The 17,091-nt window shown below is 37.4% G+C and carries 18 protein-coding genes; 9 read left to right on the top strand and 9 right to left on the bottom strand.

Going from position 1 to position 17,091, the window contains the following annotated elements:
• The first annotated feature begins 14 nt into the window (after positions 1-14).
• Complete coding sequence (locus ACE1OF_RS00435) at positions 15-605, top strand: phosphoheptose isomerase (protein WP_448891878.1); 591 nt, start codon at positions 15-17, stop codon at positions 603-605.
• Positions 606-611: 6 nt separating this feature from the next.
• The gene (gene dolP / locus ACE1OF_RS00430) at positions 612-1,211 is read left to right on the top strand and encodes a division/outer membrane stress-associated lipid-binding lipoprotein (protein ID WP_448891877.1); all 600 of its coding nucleotides are present in this window, start codon (positions 612-614) and stop codon (positions 1,209-1,211) included.
• A gap of 28 nt (positions 1,212-1,239) precedes the next feature.
• On the opposite strand, the gene ACE1OF_RS00425 is transcribed toward dolP, so the two are convergent.
• From ACE1OF_RS00425 to rplM, 7 genes are all read right to left on the bottom strand, one after another.
• Positions 1,240-1,707, bottom strand: coding sequence for a ClpXP protease specificity-enhancing factor (locus ACE1OF_RS00425; protein WP_448891875.1), 468 nt, complete (start codon positions 1,705-1,707; stop codon positions 1,240-1,242).
• Between the two features lie 23 nt (positions 1,708-1,730).
• Positions 1,731-2,372, bottom strand: a complete 642-nt coding sequence (gene sspA / locus ACE1OF_RS00420; protein ID WP_448891874.1) for a stringent starvation protein SspA — start codon at positions 2,370-2,372, stop codon at positions 1,731-1,733.
• A 117-nt stretch (positions 2,373-2,489) separates the two neighbouring features.
• Entirely contained in the window at positions 2,490-3,200 is a 711-nt protein-coding gene (locus ACE1OF_RS00415; protein WP_448891873.1) for a cytochrome c1, read from the bottom strand.
• Positions 3,200-4,465, bottom strand: a complete 1,266-nt coding sequence (locus tag ACE1OF_RS00410) for a cytochrome b (RefSeq protein WP_448891872.1) — start codon at positions 4,463-4,465, stop codon at positions 3,200-3,202. Before ACE1OF_RS00410 ends, ACE1OF_RS00415 begins: the two co-directional genes overlap by 1 nt.
• Complete coding sequence (gene petA, locus ACE1OF_RS00405) at positions 4,465-5,067, bottom strand: ubiquinol-cytochrome c reductase iron-sulfur subunit (protein WP_448891871.1); 603 nt, start codon at positions 5,065-5,067, stop codon at positions 4,465-4,467. Before petA ends, ACE1OF_RS00410 begins: the two co-directional genes overlap by 1 nt.
• Positions 5,068-5,667: 600 nt before the next feature.
• Positions 5,668-6,060 (bottom strand): 30S ribosomal protein S9, encoded by a 393-nt coding sequence (rpsI, locus tag ACE1OF_RS00400; RefSeq protein ID WP_448891870.1) that lies wholly within the window; start codon positions 6,058-6,060, stop codon positions 5,668-5,670.
• Positions 6,061-6,063: 3 nt separating this feature from the next.
• A complete protein-coding gene (gene rplM, locus ACE1OF_RS00395) occupies positions 6,064-6,492 on the bottom strand; it encodes a 50S ribosomal protein L13 (RefSeq protein WP_242287534.1) in 429 nt (142 codons plus the stop codon).
• A gap of 705 nt (positions 6,493-7,197) precedes the next feature.
• On the opposite strand from rplM, the gene ACE1OF_RS00390 reads away from it, so the two are divergent.
• The 7 genes from ACE1OF_RS00390 (at position 7,198) to yacG (ending at position 13,748) form a co-directional block, all read left to right on the top strand.
• Complete coding sequence (locus ACE1OF_RS00390) at positions 7,198-7,665, top strand: pilin (RefSeq protein WP_448891868.1); 468 nt, start codon at positions 7,198-7,200, stop codon at positions 7,663-7,665.
• 187 nt (positions 7,666-7,852) lie between these two features.
• Positions 7,853-9,559, top strand: a complete 1,707-nt coding sequence (pilB, locus tag ACE1OF_RS00385; protein ID WP_448891867.1) for a type IV-A pilus assembly ATPase PilB — start codon at positions 7,853-7,855, stop codon at positions 9,557-9,559.
• Positions 9,560-9,684: 125 nt separating this feature from the next.
• Positions 9,685-10,932 carry a type II secretion system F family protein gene (locus ACE1OF_RS00380; RefSeq protein ID WP_448891866.1) on the top strand — a complete coding sequence of 416 codons (1,248 nt, stop codon included), beginning with the start codon at positions 9,685-9,687 and terminating at the stop codon, positions 10,930-10,932.
• Between the two features lie 67 nt (positions 10,933-10,999).
• A complete protein-coding gene (locus ACE1OF_RS00375) occupies positions 11,000-11,884 on the top strand; it encodes a prepilin peptidase (RefSeq protein ID WP_448891864.1) in 885 nt (294 codons plus the stop codon).
• Positions 11,885-11,910: 26 nt separating this feature from the next.
• A complete protein-coding gene (coaE, locus tag ACE1OF_RS00370) occupies positions 11,911-12,531 on the top strand; it encodes a dephospho-CoA kinase (protein WP_448891863.1) in 621 nt (206 codons plus the stop codon).
• A gap of 149 nt (positions 12,532-12,680) precedes the next feature.
• Positions 12,681-13,427: a cell division protein ZapD gene (gene zapD, locus ACE1OF_RS00365; protein WP_448891862.1), complete on the top strand. Its 747-nt coding sequence runs from the start codon at positions 12,681-12,683 to the stop codon at positions 13,425-13,427.
• An 84-nt stretch (positions 13,428-13,511) separates the two neighbouring features.
• On the top strand, positions 13,512-13,748 hold the full coding sequence (gene yacG / locus ACE1OF_RS00360; protein WP_448891861.1) for a DNA gyrase inhibitor YacG: 237 nt from the start codon (positions 13,512-13,514) through the stop codon (positions 13,746-13,748).
• 31 nt (positions 13,749-13,779) lie between these two features.
• Here the strand turns inward: yacG and mutT are convergent, their stop codons facing one another.
• Positions 13,780-14,205: an 8-oxo-dGTP diphosphatase MutT gene (gene mutT / locus ACE1OF_RS00355; RefSeq protein WP_448891860.1), complete on the bottom strand. Its 426-nt coding sequence runs from the start codon at positions 14,203-14,205 to the stop codon at positions 13,780-13,782.
• 136 nt (positions 14,206-14,341) lie between these two features.
• Positions 14,342-17,050 carry a preprotein translocase subunit SecA gene (gene secA, locus ACE1OF_RS00350; protein WP_448891859.1) on the bottom strand — a complete coding sequence of 903 codons (2,709 nt, stop codon included), beginning with the start codon at positions 17,048-17,050 and terminating at the stop codon, positions 14,342-14,344.
• Positions 17,051-17,091 lie beyond the last annotated feature (41 nt).

Below are 17,091 nucleotides of genomic sequence, written 5' to 3'. Positions count from 1 at the left end.
GTTATTTACCCTACATGCTAGAACAGATCCAAAATAATTTTACCGAAAGTATTCAAACACAAATAGCCGCAACAGAAGCTATTTCTGGTGCCATTGAGCAAGCAGGAATAATGATGGTGCAGTGCTTATTAGCAGGTAACAAAATGCTTGCTTGTGGTAACGGGGGGGCAGCTGGTCATGCACAACATTTTTGCTCTCAGTTATTAAATCGCTTTGAAGCTGAACGTCCTAGTTTACCCGCTATTTCATTAGTCTCTGGCAGTATTACAATTACTTCGGTAGCAAATGACTCTCAATATGATGAGCTATTTTCCAAACAAATTAGAGCATTAGGAAATAACGGTGATATTTTAGTGGCAATCTCTACCACCGGAAATTCACGCAACGTAATAAAAGCAGTTGAAAGTGCGGTTTCCCGTGATATGCCGATTATTGCTTTAACGGGGGCTGACGGTGGTGACATTGCTGGTTTATTAGGAGAAAATGATGTTGAAATTAGAGTACCCTCTTCTCGAACTGCACGTATCAATGAGGTACATTTAATTGTGCTCCATTGTTTGTGCGAAATTATTGATACGACTTTATTCCCTCATTCGGAGTCTTAACAACCCATGGCTATTTTTTCTAAAATAACACAAATCACATTGGCTAAATTTGTTGCAATTGTGCTTACCTTAAGTATTTTACAAGGCTGTGCCGCTGTTGCGGTGGTTGCAATTACAACGGGTGCGAGTATGGCGACTGACCGTCGAAGTATTGGTAACCAAATAGATGATCAAAGCATAGAAATTGAGGCTTATAATGAAATTACAAAAAACAAATCATTAAACGCCAATACTAATTTACATATTACCAGTGTTAATGGTTCAGTTTTAATTATTGGTCAAGCACCTTCAACATACCTTAAAGATCAAGCAATAAAAATTGTTAATAATATAAACGGTGTTGTTCGTATACATAATCAAATACGAATTGGTAACGTTACGTCGGTAACCACTCAAACCAACGATGTATGGTTAACCTCTAAAGTCAAAACAGCATTGTTTTCCAGTGATAAAGTGAATGGAAAAAACATTAAAGTAATTACTGAAAATGGCGAAGTTTTTTTAATGGGAATTGTATCGAAGAAAGAAGCTGATGCTGCGGTAAATATTACCCGCAACATCAGTGGTGTAAATAGAGTTTTTAAAGCGTTTGAATATTTAAGATAACGAATACCGTATCGAAGTACCGCCTACGCTATTTAATTACTTTCAAACTGGCCTTACTTTTACCCGATTTTTTATGACCTGATGTTTTATCACCCGATGACACACTAGTTAAGCTTGGTTTAGGCGTAGATTGAGGTTTCATATCAGCTTTATCGCCTTCTATTACCTCTATATCTTCATCACTAGGATGCTCAATTGGTAGAGACGTGCCAGCACCATTTTCTTTGGCATAAATAGCTGAAATTGCACCATAAGGCACTGTCATATGTTCAAGTTTACCACCAAAACGCGCACTAAACTCAATGGCATGTTCGCCTAAGGCTATACTTCCTACAGCAGTAGAAGCGATATTCAAGACTATTTGACCATCTTTTACGTATGACATTGGCACTAAAACACCATAAACACTCACATCAACCACAATGTAAGGTGTCAAATCATTGTCTGAAATCCAGTCATAAAAAGCCCCAACCAAATAGGGCTTATTAGAACTCATTTTGATGTCGGACGAATCAATCATTAATCTGAGTGTCCAAAACGTAATTCACGCTCAGCTTCAGTTAAAGACGCTTGGAATGACTCACGCTCAAATAAACGTAACATATACGTTTTAAGTTCTTTTGAACCTTGGCCCTCTAGCTCTATACCAAAAGCAGGTAAACGCCATAATAATGGAGCTAAATAACAGTCAACTAAACTGTATTCCTCACTCATAAAATATGGCGCTTCATTCAAAATAGGCGCAACACTCAATAAACTTTCTTTCAGCTCTTGACGTGCTTTTGCTGCTTCTTCAGCACTTCCCGTTAAAATAACATTAGCTAAACTATACCAATCATTTTCAATACGGTGCATCATTAAACGGCTACGACCGCGTGATACAGGGTAAACAGGCATCAATGGTGGATGTGGAAAACGCTCATCCAAATATTCAATAATAATCTTAGCTTCATATAAAGCTAATTCTCGGTCTATTAATGTTGGTACTGTTCCGTAGGGATTTAAGTCAATTAAGTCCTCTGGCAGGTTTGCCAGATCAACTAAATTAATATCAACACCAACGCCCTTTTCTGCCAATACTATACGTGTTTGATGACTATACATATCATCAGCATGCGAGAATAACGTCATTACTGAACGTTTATTTGCTGCTACGGCCATAGGGCCTCCTACTTTCTATAAAGAGTGTCTAAGAATTGCATTTCTTAAAACGGATAATGGGGGCACAAAGCCCCCAGTATTTTTATTGTAACTTTTACAAACTAACGGTAAAGGTTACTAATGTACGTCTTTCCAATATTCTTTCTTAAGGAAATAAGAAATAATAAAGAAAACAAACAAGAATATTAATACCTTCACGCCCATAGCTTCGCGATCAAGTTTACTTGGTTCACCAACATATTCTAAAAAGTTGGTTAAATCACGAACCACAATATCATATTCTTCTGCGGTTAAACTACCACCCATTGCTGGAGAGATATTACCATGTTCATCTATTGAACTAACACCTTGTAAGTCTTGTAACACATGCGGCATACCAACATCTTTAAATACTTTATTATTTACGCCAAAAGGACGTTTATCATCCATATAAAATGAACGTAAATAAGTATAAATCCAATCTGGGCTACGTAAACGTGCTTCCAAGGTTAAATCTGGTGGCGCAGTACCAAACCAACTAGCGGCCTCTTTCTTTGACATAGTATTGGTAATATGATCACCTGATTTTTCACCTGTGTACATATAATTTGCAACACCATCAGCTTCTTCAATACCTAAATCTTTAAAGGTACGATTATAACGTTGATATTGTAATTGGTGACAACCTAAACAATAGTTAATGTAAGTTTTAAAACCATTTCTTAATGATTCTTTATCGGTTAAATCATTATTGGCATGATCTAAATTTGCTCCACCTGATGCAGCAAGGGCAGACATAGACACAACAGTGACTAAACTAAAAGCTAGCGCCTTAATTAAATTTTTCATTAGTGTGAAACCCTCTCTGGTACTGGCTTACATTTTTCATTCTTAGAATAAAACCAAAGTGCAACGAAGAATCCGAAATAACCAAATGTAGCAATAGTACCAATTAAGTTAGCCGTTGGTGTTGCAGGTAAAGTTCCTAAAACACCTAAAACAATAAAACATACTGAGAACTGAATTAGGTTAAGTAAATGTAGCTTAGAGCGGAATTTAACTGATTTCACTACACCACGGTCAAACCACGGCACAAGGAAAAGCACGATAATGGCAGAGAACATACCAATAGCGCCTAACAGCTTGTCTGGGATAACACGTAAAATAGTATAGAAAGGACCAAAGTACCACACTGGAGCAATATGCTCTGGTGTTTTCAAACCGTTAGCAGGCTCAAAGTTTGGCGCTTCCATAAAGTAACCGCCACCTTCAGGTGCAAAAAACATCACCCAACAGAATAAAATTAAGAAACCAGCAACACCCATAATATCTTTTACTGAGTAGTAAGGGTGGAAAGGTATTGCATCAACAATGTCGTATTTGTCAGTATACTGTTTGTGAAATTTAAATTTACTTTGATCTTCTGGCTTAACACTGCCTTTAGGTTTCTTAACGTCGGTGCCTTCTGGGTTATTTGAACCGACTTCGTGCAGGGCTAAAATATGTAAAAATACAAGAATAACTAACACTAATGGCATCGCAATAACGTGTAAAGCAAAGAAGCGATTAAGTGTTGCTCCTGAAATAACATAATCACCACGAATCCATAGCGTTAAGTCATCACCAATAACAGGAATAGCGCCAAACAAGGAGATAATTACTTGTGCCCCCCAGTACGACATATTGCCCCAAGGTAATAAATAGCCCATAAATGCTTCAGCCATTAATACCAAGAAGATCAACATTCCGAAGATCCATAATAATTCACGTGGTTTTTGATACGAGCCGTACATTAAGCCACGCATCATGTGAAGGTAAACCACAATAAAGAAAGCAGAAGCGCCCGTTGAATGCATATAGCGTAACAACCAACCGTAATCAACATCACGCATGATATATTCAACACTGGCAAATGCACCATCACCTGATGGCTCATAACTCATGGTTAACCACACACCAGTTAAAATTTGGTTTACCAGTACTAACATGGCTAATGAGCCAAAAAAGTACCAAAAGTTAAAGTTTTTTGGGGCTGGATATTGTGCCAAATGCTTATTCCAAGCATCGGTTAAGGGTAATCGTTTATCCATCCAAGCCATAAAGTTTGCTAACATTATGCTTCTCCTTTACTTTCATCTGGGCCAACACCGATTAACAAAGTGTTTTCACTAGTAAACGAATGCTCAGGAACCATCAAGTTTAATGGTGCAGGAACCCCTTGAAATACACGACCAGCCATATCAAATTTACTACCATGACATGGACAGAAGAACCCTTGGCTTACACCTTCAACAAATTGATCAAAGTCACCGTTATGATGAGTTGGTGCACAACCTAAGTGAGTACAAACACCTAATGCAACTAAAAATTCAGGCTTAATTGAACGGTAAGCATTGGTTGCATAGCTTGGTTGCTGTGCTTTTTCAGAATTAGGATCACGTAATTGGTCATCAACCTTACTTAAATTGTTGACTGTTTCTTCGGTACGCCTAACGACATAAACAGGTTTACCTCGCCATTCTGCGCGGATTAATTGACCAGGCTCTATTTTACCTACATTGACTTCTACTGGAGCACCCGCAGCTTTCGCGCGAGCACTTGGGTTCCAGGAACCAATGAAAGGCACAGCCACACCGACAACGCCAGCACCACCAACAACGGCAGTAGCCGCAGTTAAGAAGCGTCGACGGCCGTTATTTACAGGCACATTGCTCATTCACACTCTCCAAATCACATTGATGATCAAACAATTATTATTAGCTTTATTGCTTATAAATTACGTTAATAAAATAAACACAGCCTTATTTTTGTTTGATCAAACTTATACCAAGCGGTATATCGACAAAAATTTTTACGATCATAAAGAAATAGGTCATTTTTTACAAGGTAAAAAGTCAGCTAAGTGCTGTAAAAATCGAAAAAAACTGAAATAACAATAGAAAGTTACACTGCAATACATTAATCAAAATAACCATTATTTCTAAGCAACATTGTTTCAGGAATAACAAATAATTTCGTGATAAATGTAACAAATTGATTCTAATGTGAATTTAGCTATTTTTTAATATTATGACTTAATAATGCGTGGTTTATATCTCGTTACGCCCTATTGGCAACACCATTTTAAATTTTACACATAAAAAAACCGACACAAGGTCGGTTTTTTGTATTCGTATAATATAACGAATATAGTTGAATTCTAAATATTCTGGATTTAGACAAAGCCGTCAAATTGTGAGCCCCTGAACTTAGGTATTCTAAGTGACTGGGGCAAACAATACAGACAATGACGTATAAATTCTGAATATAACGAATTTTAACGTTTTGAGAATTGTGGTTTCTTACGTGCTTTATGTAAGCCCACTTTCTTACGTTCAACTTTACGTGCATCACGAGTAACAAAACCTGCATGACGTAAGCTAGAGCGTAATGTTTCATCAAACTCCATTAACGCACGAGTAATACCGTGACGAATCGCGCCCGCTTGACCAGAAATACCACCGCCTACTACAGAGATGTTAAAGTCAAACTTTTCTAACATTTCAACTAACTCTAACGGTTGACGAACAACCATACGAGCTGTTTCACGTCCGAAATACTCAGAAATGTCACGTTTGTTAATTGTGATTGCACCGTTACCAGCTTTCATGAACACACGAGCAGTTGAGCTCTTGCGACGACCAGTACCGTAATATTGATTATCAGCCATTGCTTACAGCTCCAAAAGTTGTGGTTGTTGTGCAGTATGCGCGTGCTCAGCACCAGCATACACTTTTAATTTGCGGAACATTTCGCGACCTAAAGGACCTTTAGGTAACATGCCTTTCACTGCAAATTCAAGAACACGTTCTGGTGCTTTTTCAATTAGCTTTTCAAAGCTAATTTGTTTAAGACCACCAGGGAATTCAGTATGCGAATAGTAAATTTTACCTTTCGCTTTATTACCAGTTACACGTACTTTCTCAGCATTAATAACAACGATATAATCGCCTGTGTCAACATGAGGAGTATATTCTGGTTTATGCTTACCGCGTAAACGGCTTGCAATTTCAGTAGCGATACGACCTAAAGTTTTATCTTCGGCGTCCACTAAGAACCATTCGCGTTGTACGCTTGCTGGTTTAGCTACAAAAGTTTTCATTAAAAAACCCAAATTAAAAAATGTTACTTAAATGATAAATCAAACACACGCTTACCATATATCTGTTTTATCGGTTAATAATAGACCACGCAATTACCCCTTCGAGTATCGAGCCTAACGCCTTCAAAAAATACCCATTTAATAAACAAGCTAGGCAATAAAACCCCGCTTATTCAGAGAAACAGACCATTAAAAAGACAGTTTGTAACGTAGGGAGCGCGGATTATACAGAATTGTTAAGGGAAGATCACGCCCATTTTGATTATTTTTTTATCTGTTTTAATTAGTTAACCACCTTATTTCACTAAAAATTCACTAAAAAAACAGCAATTGATTCATTTTAAAGACAAAGTTGGCATTTTGTTGAACATTATTCTTTACAACTTAATTAACTTAGTTATATTTAATACAGCTTTTTGTGTTGATTTATTCACACGGTGCTAAATTAGCCTTCAACAAGCCAACATTTAGTCGTGGATAGCGAAGATATCAGTAATAATCAGCTCTAGGTTTAACCGCCAAAAAGTTAACCTAATGTTAATTACCAACCAAATTGTTAACTAAAACTAATGCTTTGGTAAAAAAGTAATCAACACAGGATTAAATATAAATTAAAAGCAAAAAAAAGCGCGCCATTATTTTACATTTATAAAAATATGTCGCATATTAACTGCAGCCCCCGTAGAAATTAATGGAATTATTACTATGAAAAATATTACTATGAAAAATTTAAACGCAATGAACAAAATGACAAACAAAGCCCAAAAAGGTTTCACTCTAATTGAATTGATGATCGTTGTTGCGATTATCGGTATTCTCGCTGCCGTGGCATTGCCTGCGTATCAAACTTATACAGCTCGTGCTGCATTTTCAGAAGTTACTTCAGCTGCAGGAGGTTTAAAAACCGCAATTGAAGTGTGTGGTCAAGTTAATAATGGTTTGGCTACATGTGATACAACAGACAATGATAACATTTCAGCCCTACAAACAGGTGCAGCTGTAGGTGCTAATGTCGCTTCGGTAGTAGTTACGGATGATACAGCAGTGATTACAGTAACTGCGGGAACTAATAGTGGTTTAAATGGAGAAACTTATATATTAACTCCTGCAATGAATAATGGTGCTGTTACGTGGACATTTGCAGGAACCTGTCAAGCTGCCGGTTACTGCTAAAGTTTTATGAACTAAATGTCTCCTTGCACACTAAAAGCTCCTACGGGAGCTTTTTTATTCCACCTTAAAAAATAAATCAAACTCTACCCTATTCTTAATAAAACTTTTGTGCTTTAGGTTAAAATTAAGTTACACTAAAATTTGATGTATTCATTGAATTTATTCAAAAGGTTATCTACCAAAAGTTATGAAAGGCAACCACCAGCAATCAAGTGTTTTATCCGCATTAGCTAATGAGCAGCTCATTCCGCTTGAAAACGTCGATAGTATTTTTAGTGATTTTACTGGCAAGAACAAACCCTTTATTCGTTATTTAGTCGATGACAAAAAACTAGATGGCAAAAAAATTGCCGCTATTTTATCTCATAAGTTTGGTTACCCTTATATACAATTAGCACGTTTTGATACCACCTTAGTACCTGAAGGGGTACGCAATGAAAAACTCATTCACAAACATAATGCCTTGCCCTTATTTTTACGGGGTAAAGTGTTGTTTGTTGCCATGTCTGACCCAACAAACCTTGATGCCTTAGAAGAAATTCAATTTAACACGGGCTACAGTACCGAGTTAATATTAACAGATGAGTTAGGCTTACAAACCTGTATTGAAAAAGTACTTGAAGATGAAAGCACTGCCCTTGATATAACAGATATTGATTCCGATGAATTATCGGGCTTAGATGTACAAGAAGAAAAAGACAATGACGACAACAACACTGGCAATGGCGAAGATGATGCCCCCATTGTTGTTTTTATTAATAAAATTTTATTAGATGCTATCAAAAAAGGTGCGTCAGATTTACATTTTGAGCCTTATGAACACTCGTTTCGGATTCGTTTTCGTATTGACGGTATATTAACCGAAATTGCCCGTCCACCCGTGTCGTTATCTTCACGTATGTCTGCCCGCCTTAAAGTTATGTCGAAGCTTGACATTGCTGAGCGCAGAGTACCGCAAGATGGCCGAATAAAACTAGCCTTGTCGAAGAAAAAATCTATAGATTTTCGGGTAAGTACCTTACCTACCATGTGGGGCGAAAAAATAGTAATGCGTATTCTTGATTCGTCTAGCGCTATGTTAGGTATTGATATGCTAGGCTACGAGCCTGAACAAAAAAAAATATACATGGAGGCACTTGAACAACCCCAAGGCATGATATTAGTAACAGGGCCAACGGGTTCAGGTAAAACCGTGTCGTTATATACAGGTTTAAACATTCTTAATACTGAAGAACGCAATATTTCAACGGCAGAAGATCCTGTAGAAATTAATTTAGAGGGTATTAACCAAGTTCAAATTAACAATCGCGCTGGCTTAACTTTTCCTAGTGCTTTACGTTCTTTTTTACGCCAAGATCCCGACATTGTCATGGTGGGTGAAATTCGTGACTTAGAAACCGCAGAAATCGCAATAAAAGCCGCACAAACAGGGCATTTGGTATTGTCTACCTTACATACCAATTCGGCTGCTGAAACACTGACCCGACTATTAAATATGGGTGTGCCCTCATACAACGTGGCTAGCTCTGTTACTATTATTATTGCTCAACGTTTAGCTAGGCGTTTATGCCCTCACTGTAAAATTCCAGAAGAGTTATCCGAACTACAATTAGCAGAACAAGGCTTTCCTGTTGATAAACTTGCTGAGATCAAGCTATTTAAACCCGTGGGTTGCGCTCAATGTACGGGTGGTTACAAGGGACGAGTTGGTATTTATGAAGTAATTAAAATTAGCCCTGAAATTTCATCCATTATCATGGAAGGCGGTAACTCATTAGATATTGCCAAACAATGCCAAAAAGAAGGCTATAACAATTTACGGCAATCAGGGTTACAAAAAGCAATGAATGGCATGACCAGTCTTGCAGAAATAAACCGTGTAACCAGCGGATAGCTGGCTTATTGTATATTAAAAGGAATCGCGTTGACTTTATTTTAATTTTATATAAATAAATTTAACACGAGTAAATGTAGTGTAAAACCTTCTCTCTACATAATTAATGGGTAATAGGTAATTTTATGGCAACAGCAGTCGCAAAAAAAAAGGCCCCTAAAGTAAAAGCATTAGATGTTTTTACTTGGCAAGGCGTAAACCGTAAAGGAAAAAAAATTAACGGTGAACTGTCAGCAAACAATATTATTGAATTGAAAGCACAACTGCGTAAGCAGGGTATTACCCCCAGTAAAGTAAAGAGAAAAGCTAAGCCTTTATTTGGTCTAGGCGGTGATAAAGCCATTACTCCTGCAGATATTGCTGTTATCTCTCGACAAATTGCCACCATGCTAGGGGCAGGTGTTCCTTTAGTACAAACCATTGAAATGATAGGTAAAGGCCATAGCAATGGTAATATGCAAAAATTATTAGCTACAATAGGTAACAAACTGTCTTCGGGTATTCCTTTGTCTGATTGTTTACGCGACCACCCTAGACATTTTGATGATCTTTACTGTGACTTAGTGGCTTCCGGTGAGCAATCAGGTTCGTTAGAAACCATTTATGACCGTATTGCAACCTACAAAGAAAAAGCGGAAGCCTTAAAAGCTAAAATAAAAAAGGCCATGACGTATCCTATTGCTGTTTTAGTGATTGCTGCCGTTGTTACCTCCATATTATTAATTTTTGTAGTACCTGTTTTTCAAGAAATTTTTGCTAGCTTTGGTGCTGAGTTACCAGGCTTTACCTTATTTGTAGTGGGTATTTCAGACTTTATGGTTGCCTATTGGCACTTGGGCTTAGGAGCGGTATTTGCTTTTATTTTTTTATTCAAACGAGCACATCGCAATAGCCAAAAATTACGCGATCAAGTAGACCGAAACATTTTAAAACTGCCCGTTATTGGTGATTTACTCGAAAAGGCAGCGGTTGCTCGTTATGCCAGAACCCTGTCAACCACCTTTGCTGCTGGTGTACCGTTAATAGACGCTCTAGATTCTGCAGCAGGCGCTGCGGGTAATGCGGTATTTCGTGATGCTATTTTAGATGTTAGGGCAGAAGTAACCTCAGGTATGCAAATGAACCTTGCTATGCGTAACTGTAGTATTTTCCCAGACATGGTTATTCAAATGGTTGCCATTGGTGAAGAGTCTGGTGCGGTTGATGATATGCTATCAAAGGTTGCCAATGTTTACGAAGCTGAAGTAGATAATGCCGTTGATAATTTAACGGCTTTATTAGAACCCATGATAATGGCCGTGCTAGGTGTTGTAATTGGTGGATTGATTATTGCCATGTATTTGCCTATTTTCCAAATTGGTATGGTTGTGTAAGCAAGATTTTAACCACTTATTAAGTGTTTACTTATGTATATTTTCAGTCAAAAACTACGAGCTTTTTATGTTTGAGCAAACCTTACTATTCTTTCAACAGTCGCCTATAGCCTTCGGTATTAGCATTGTCATTTTTTCATTGATAATAGGTAGCTTTTTGAATGTAGTTGTCTATCGTTTACCCAAAATAATGCACAATACTTGGTATAGCGACTGTCGAGAATTTTTAGCGGATGAATTAACCAATGTACCCGCAAAAAAAATAGCGCCACTGACCTTATCTGTTCCTAACTCAACTTGCCCCAAATGTGGTCATAAAATACGCTTTTATGAAAATATTCCCGTTATCAGTTGGCTGTTTTTAGCGGGTAAATGTAGCCAATGTAAAAACAAAATTTCAATTCGTTATCCTGTTGTAGAGATGGCAACCGCACTATTAAGCTTAGTAGTAGCCTTACAGTGGGGAGTTTCAATAGAAACCCTATTATTGCTTATACTAACTTGGGGGTTAATTTGTTTAACCTTAATCGATTTTGATCACATGCTATTACCCGATCAAATTGTTATGCCGCTACTTTGGCTTGGCTTACTTGCGAATTTGCAAGGCACATTTGTGCCCCTTCAAGATGCCGTGATTGGCGCTGTGGTAGGTTACATGAGCTTATTTTGCGTATTTTGGCTATTTAAATTATTAACGGGTAAAGAGGGAATGGGCTTTGGCGATTTCAAACTTTTTGCTCTATTTGGCGCTTGGATTGGTTGGCAATTGCTACCGATACTGATATTAATGGCCTCTGTTGTGGGTGCTGTAGTGGGTATTTCGTTAGTTTTATTTAAAAAACATCAACGTGAACAGGCAATTCCCTTTGGTCCCTATTTAGCGGTTGCAGGCTGGATAACATTACTATGGGGTAATGAAATTTGGTCTTGGTATTTACTGCAAATAACGTAAATTTTAAGAAAAAGAAAAAGAAAAATATGACTGATTATATTATTGGCCTCACAGGCGGTATCGGCTCAGGAAAAACAACAGTTACAAATATTTTTGCCACCTATGGTATAGATATTATTGATGCGGATATTATTGCCCGCAATGTTGTACAAAAAGGAAGCCCAGCTCTACACTCAATAAGTGAGCACTTTGGCGCCAACTTCATTCAGTCAGATGGTACATTAGATAGAGCCTTACTACGCCAAAAAATATTCAGTGATAACAATGAAAAAACTTGGCTAAATAATCTATTACACCCACTAATACGAGAAGAAATCACCGCTAAAGTAAAGCAGTCTAATAGCCCTTATTGTATTATTGTTGCCCCATTACTTATTGAAAATAATTTAACGTCTTTGGTTAATCGGGTGTTAGTTATTGATGTAAAGGAGTCGACTCAACTATCGCGTACAACAGCTCGAGATAGTAATTCAATCAATCAAGTGAAAGCTATTATGAATAGTCAAGTATCAAGAAAAATCAGACAATCACACGCTGATGATTTATTAAATAATGATGATTGCACTCTAGACAGTTTAAAACAAACAGTTAAGCAACTACACCAAAACTATTTGTTATTAGCTGAAGAAAGTTCAAAAAATAGATAAAATAAACCTGTACATAAGGTAATAAACAAAAAACAATCAAAAAAGAATTCGCCATTTCAATTATCTATGAATAATATGCTATGGTTACTATGTTCAACTAACGACGCTCAACTAACGACATCATAATTTAAACATTTGTAATACTTTGCATGACAACAATATTGTATGAACACCCTCTCAATGAACGTATTCGTAACTACCTAAAGCTTGAGCAATTATTTAAGCAAGTTGACGGCTGTAAGGTTTCAGATATTCTTGTTAATCATCAAGTTTTTTTTAGTGCTTTGTTCGCCATTATTGATACCCTCGAACGTACCGACTTACGAGGCGATTTAATTAAAGATTTAGAGAAGTTACAACATAATCTTGTTGTTTGGTCTCAAGCACCAAATATAGATACAACGGCTCTTGAAGACAACCTACGTGAAACTGTTGCTCTTGTTAGTCAACTTAGAGTTAACAGCCAAACATGGTCGCAATTAAAAGAAAACATGTTGCTTGCGAGTTTAAAACAGCGTTTCGCTATTCAAGGGGGAAATTCCAGCTTTGATTTACCTCAATTACAATTTTGGTTACATCAACCCAGTGATCATATAGCTAAAGATATTAAACAATGGCTATCGTTGCTTATCAACATAAAGCAGTCATTGGCCTTAGTGCTAAAATTTGTTCGACAGCGGTCAGAGTTTGAATGCATTGAAACTGAAAGCGGTTTCTATCAAGACAGTGGAGAAGGGGTAATTTTGCTACGCATAAAAATTGCACAAAGTGCGCAATATTTCCCGACCATCAGTGGCAATAAATTTCGTTATTCTATTCGTTTTATGTTGCCATGCGAACAACAAGGTAGGCGCTATTCAAACCAAGCGACAACATTTTCATTAGCACGATGTTGAAGTTGCTATAACAAGATAACGCTTATAGTATTAATTAACGTATAATCTAACAATTAACTCATCACTAACTTAGTAAAATATATTATGACCTTAAAAGTTTCCTGTCCTAACTGTAGCAAAGAAGTTATTTGGCAGCCCAGTAGTACATTTCGTCCCTTTTGTAGTAAACGCTGTCAGTTAATTGATTTAGGTGAGTGGGCAGAAGAAAATCATAAAATTAGCCAAAGTATTCAAGGTGAAACTCCCTTAACTGAAGAAATGCTTGATGCGATGGAAGATGAGTTTATTTTAAATAATAAGTTTTTTGTTGAACCAGAATAAAGAGCTCGAGTTAAGCGTTAACAGTTAAGAGTTAAGAGTTAAGAGTTAAGAGTTTTTCAATAATAACGTCATTTGCTTTAGGAAAGTCGAGCTTTTGTAACTCATCAAGCGAGAACCAACCTTCTCCTTGCCCTTCTTGTGCTGATGGCTCACCAATATAATTATCGACAATAAAAATCTCTAAAGAAACTTTTTTATCTGTGCCATTGTCTTGTGAATACGTATGATTAACAACCATTAACGGCTGACACGATAACACATCTATATTTATTTCTTCTTTTAGCTCTCTAGCAAGTGCTTGAGCAACACTTTCATTTTCTTCTACCTTACCCCCTGGAAACTCCCATTTTCCACCTTGATGAGCATCTACAAGCCGCTTAGTGAGAAAGTATTGCGTTTCAGTTGATTCGTTGATTGAGGTAATAACGCCAACAGCAACATGAATTGTTTTGGTCATAAGAAGAAACGTACTAGGTAAAAGGGTGGGTTATAAAAATATCTACAATGTGAATAATTTACCGCAAGTGAATAATTGCAAACGACATCGTCGCAAATTATCCACTCACGGTTTAAGGCTTGCCTGAACAGTCTCTTTATTTCAATTTACCATGACACTGTTTATATTTTTTACCTGAACCACATGGGCAAGGCTCGTTACGTCCTACACGCGGCATTTGCGGCTTAGTTTCTAAACTATCTGCACTTTGGTGCTGAAATTCAGCTGGTACTTCTGCTTTTCTATGCTGTTCTTCTACAGCTTCAACATCAGACTCCGCTTGAATTTGCACTTTAGACAATATTCCCACAACGTCATATTTTAAGTTATCTAACATTTCTGTAAACAATTCAAAAGATTCACGTTTATACTCTTGTTTAGGGTTTTTCTGAGCATGTGCACGTAAACCAATACCTTGACGTAAATGATCCATTGCCGCTAAATGCTCCTTCCAGTGAGAATCTAAACTTTGTAGCATCACTGCTTTTTCAAATTGGCGAAGCACGTCAGCACCCACAACTTTTTCTTTATCTTTGTAGGTTTGGTCAAATTCAGCAACAATTCTTTCACGTAAGTCTTGTTCGTGTAGTTTTTTATCTTCATCGAGCCATTGAGCAATAGGCAAGTTCGTATTAAATTCCCCTTTAAGCTGCTCTTCTAAGCCTGCAACGTCCCACATTTCAACTAATGACTGCGACGGAATATGCTGACTTATCACACTATTAATAACATCACCTCGGATATTATCAATCACTTCACCAATATCAGGTTCATCAAGTAGTTCATTTCGCTGCTCGTAAATAACACCGCGCTGATCATTAGCAACATCGTCATATTCTAATAACTGTTTACGCATATCAAAATTGCGTCCCTCAACTTTGCGTTGAGCATTTTCTATACTACGTGTTACCCAAGGGTGTTCAATTGCCTCTCCGTGTTCCATTCCTAATTTACGCATCATGTTTGAAATACGTTCTGAGGCGAAAATACGCATTAGCGAATCTTCCATTGAAAGATAAAAACGTGTTGCCCCTGGGTCACCTTGACGGCCTGAACGACCACGTAATTGGTTATCAATTCGGCGAGACTCATGACGCTCAGTCGCTATAATTTTTAAACCGCCCAATTCAAGCACACGTTCATGATCAATTTTCCATTGAGCTTTTAATTTTTCAATCTGCTCTTCGGTTGGTTGTTTATTCCCTTTAGCTAAGTCATCAATTGCAGCATTCAAATTACCACCCAGCACAATATCAGTACCACGACCTGCCATATTGGTAGCAATAGTTACCGCAAACTCTTTACCTGCATCAGCAACAATTTCAGCTTCTTGAGCATGAAACTTAGCATTTAATACTTTGTGTTTTATTTTTTCTTTCTTTAAAAGGTTCGATAAAAATTCTGAAGTTTCAATTGAGATAGTACCAACTAACACTGGTTGACCGCGTTTTACGCAGTCTTTAATATCTTCTAAAATAGCTTCAAACTTTTCTTCAGCCGTTAAGTAAATCAAATCAGACATATCGTTACGAATCATAGGACGATGCGTTGGAACAATAACGGTTTCTAACCCATAAATATGCTGAAATTCGAAAGCTTCGGTATCTGCGGTACCTGTCATGCCTGACAATTTGTCATAAATTCGGAAGAAGTTTTGAAAGGTGATAGAAGCAAGCGTTTGGTTTTCATTTTGAATTCTTACGCCTTCTTTTGCCTCAACAGCTTGGTGTAATCCTTCAGACCAACGACGGCCTTCCATTGTACGACCTGTGTGTTCGTCAACAATAATTATTTCATCATTTTTTACTATATAGTCAACATCTTTTTGGAATAGTTTATGAGCGCGTAATGCCGCCATAACATGATGTAACAAGGTGATATTCGAAGCAGAAAATAAAGTATCACCTTCTTGCAACAAGCCTTTTTCGCACATGATTTCCTCAATGCGAATTTGACCACGTTCTGTTAAATAAATTTGTTTGGCTTTTTCATCAATAGTGAAGTCACCTTCAACAAAACCTTCTGACTGACCTGTATCTTCGTCTTTATCTTCTTCACTTTGTACTTCAAGCACTGGCACAATGGTATTGATACTTTTGTACAGTTCAGAGCTGTCTTCCGCTTGCCCAGAAATAATGAGCGGTGTACGCGCTTCATCAATTAGAATTGAATCCACTTCATCAATAATAGCAAAACTTAGTTTCTTCTGAGTACGCTCTTCTGGTGAAAACACCATGTTGTCACGTAAATAATCAAACCCAAATTCGTTATTGGTGCCATACGTAACATCGGCTTGGTAAGCAGCCTGCTTGTTTTGCGGCGCCATGCCAGCAATATTACAACCGACCGTTAAACCTAAAAATTCAAATAATGGTCGACTCCAATCTGCATCACGAGTAGCAAGATAATCATTCACGGTTATCACATGAACACCATTACCTGTTAGCGCATTTAAATAAGAGGGTAATGATGCGGTTAAGGTTTTACCTTCACCAGTACGCATTTCAGCAATTTTACCGTCGTTTAATACCATGCCACCTATCATTTGCACATCAAAGTGACGCATACCAAAAACGCGTTTACTCGCTTCTCGTACCACAGCGAATGCTTCAGGAAGAATGCTATTTAACGTTTCACCGTTACTCAAACGTTCTTTAAATTCACTTGTTTTTGCCTTTAACTCTTCATCGCTCAGTGCTTCAAGGATTGGCTCTAGGGCGTTAATTTTTTTTACTTCTTTGGTCATTTGCTTGATTAGTCTATCGTTTCGGCTACCAAACATTTTTGTTAACAATTTTACAAACATCTTATTAAACCATTTTGTGAAATTTAGTGTTCTACCTAAGC

Source organism: Colwellia sp. E150_009 (assembly GCF_053543955.1).
Note: the sequence above shows the minus strand (reverse complement) of the source record. Positions and strands in the feature narration are given on the sequence as shown.

Excerpts from the sequence above, each read along its gene's own strand:
- ACE1OF_RS00435 (WP_448891878.1), top strand. The coding sequence starts at position 15 with ATGCTAGAACAGATCCAAAATAATTTTACCGAAAGTATTCAAACACAA.
- dolP (WP_448891877.1), top strand. The coding sequence starts at position 612 with ATGGCTATTTTTTCTAAAATAACACAAATCACATTGGCTAAATTTGTT.
- ACE1OF_RS00425 (WP_448891875.1), bottom strand. The coding sequence starts at position 1,707 with ATGAGTTCTAATAAGCCCTATTTGGTTGGGGCTTTTTATGACTGGATT.
- sspA (WP_448891874.1), bottom strand. The coding sequence starts at position 2,372 with ATGGCCGTAGCAGCAAATAAACGTTCAGTAATGACGTTATTCTCGCAT.
- ACE1OF_RS00415 (WP_448891873.1), bottom strand. The coding sequence starts at position 3,200 with ATGAAAAATTTAATTAAGGCGCTAGCTTTTAGTTTAGTCACTGTTGTG.
- ACE1OF_RS00410 (WP_448891872.1), bottom strand. The coding sequence starts at position 4,465 with ATGTTAGCAAACTTTATGGCTTGGATGGATAAACGATTACCCTTAACC.
- petA (WP_448891871.1), bottom strand. The coding sequence starts at position 5,067 with ATGAGCAATGTGCCTGTAAATAACGGCCGTCGACGCTTCTTAACTGCG.
- rpsI (WP_448891870.1), bottom strand. The coding sequence starts at position 6,060 with ATGGCTGATAATCAATATTACGGTACTGGTCGTCGCAAGAGCTCAACT.
- rplM (WP_242287534.1), bottom strand. The coding sequence starts at position 6,492 with ATGAAAACTTTTGTAGCTAAACCAGCAAGCGTACAACGCGAATGGTTC.
- ACE1OF_RS00390 (WP_448891868.1), top strand. The coding sequence starts at position 7,198 with ATGAAAAATATTACTATGAAAAATTTAAACGCAATGAACAAAATGACA.
- pilB (WP_448891867.1), top strand. The coding sequence starts at position 7,853 with ATGAAAGGCAACCACCAGCAATCAAGTGTTTTATCCGCATTAGCTAAT.
- ACE1OF_RS00380 (WP_448891866.1), top strand. The coding sequence starts at position 9,685 with ATGGCAACAGCAGTCGCAAAAAAAAAGGCCCCTAAAGTAAAAGCATTA.
- ACE1OF_RS00375 (WP_448891864.1), top strand. The coding sequence starts at position 11,000 with ATGTTTGAGCAAACCTTACTATTCTTTCAACAGTCGCCTATAGCCTTC.
- coaE (WP_448891863.1), top strand. The coding sequence starts at position 11,911 with ATGACTGATTATATTATTGGCCTCACAGGCGGTATCGGCTCAGGAAAA.
- zapD (WP_448891862.1), top strand. The coding sequence starts at position 12,681 with ATGACAACAATATTGTATGAACACCCTCTCAATGAACGTATTCGTAAC.
- yacG (WP_448891861.1), top strand. The coding sequence starts at position 13,512 with ATGACCTTAAAAGTTTCCTGTCCTAACTGTAGCAAAGAAGTTATTTGG.
- mutT (WP_448891860.1), bottom strand. The coding sequence starts at position 14,205 with ATGACCAAAACAATTCATGTTGCTGTTGGCGTTATTACCTCAATCAAC.
- secA (WP_448891859.1), bottom strand. The coding sequence starts at position 17,050 with ATGTTTGTAAAATTGTTAACAAAAATGTTTGGTAGCCGAAACGATAGA.